The organism is Natrinema soli (assembly GCF_028618695.1).
The window spans coordinates 1-688 of the sequence record NZ_JAQIVI010000324.1 but is presented as its reverse complement, the minus strand read 5'-3'; the positions used below and the strand labels follow the sequence as shown (position 1 = coordinate 688).

The 688-nt window shown below is 69.0% G+C and carries 1 protein-coding gene; it reads left to right on the top strand.

What is annotated here, in order from left to right:
• Positions 1-688, top strand: a 688-nt coding sequence (locus PGX04_RS19410) for an alkaline phosphatase (RefSeq protein ID WP_273740019.1), incomplete at both ends; no start/stop codon positions are given.

The window sequence follows — 688 nt, the reverse complement described above, 5'->3', positions numbered from 1 at the left end:
CGCGGACGACGACGCGACGCCGCTGCTGACCCAGCTCGAGCTCGCACAGGCGCGGGGCAAAGCGACCGGACTGGTCTCGACGACCCGAATCACTCACGCGACGCCGGCCGCCTACGCCTCGCACGTCCCCGACCGTGGCATGGAGGGAACGATTGCGGAACAGTACGCCGAGAGCGACGTCGACGTGCTCATGGGCGGTGGCCGTCGCGAATTCGACGCCGACCTGCTCGAGCGGATGCGAGAGTCGGGCTACGAGGTCCTGTTCGACGCCGCCGACCTCGAGACGGCGGGCGGCGACAGGCTGCTCGGGCTGTTCGACGACAGTCACATCACGTACACGCTCGACCGCGACGAGTCGATCCCGTCGCTGTCCGAGATGACTGCGGCCGCCGTCGATCGGCTCGAGGAGGACGACGACGGTTTCTTCCTGATGGTCGAGGGCGGGCGCATCGACCACGCCGAGCACGGGAACGACGTCCAGACGACGGTCGCCGAGACCGAGGAGTTCGACGAGGTCGTCGACTGGGCGCTCGAGTACGCCGAGAACCGAGACGATACGCTGGTCGTCGTCACGTCCGACCACGAGACTGGCGGTCTGGCGACCGGCAGCGGCTACGGGTCGCCGATCGAGGCCGAGGCGATCCGGAACGCGGAGGCGAGCAACGCGGCCATCGCTGCGGCCATCGAG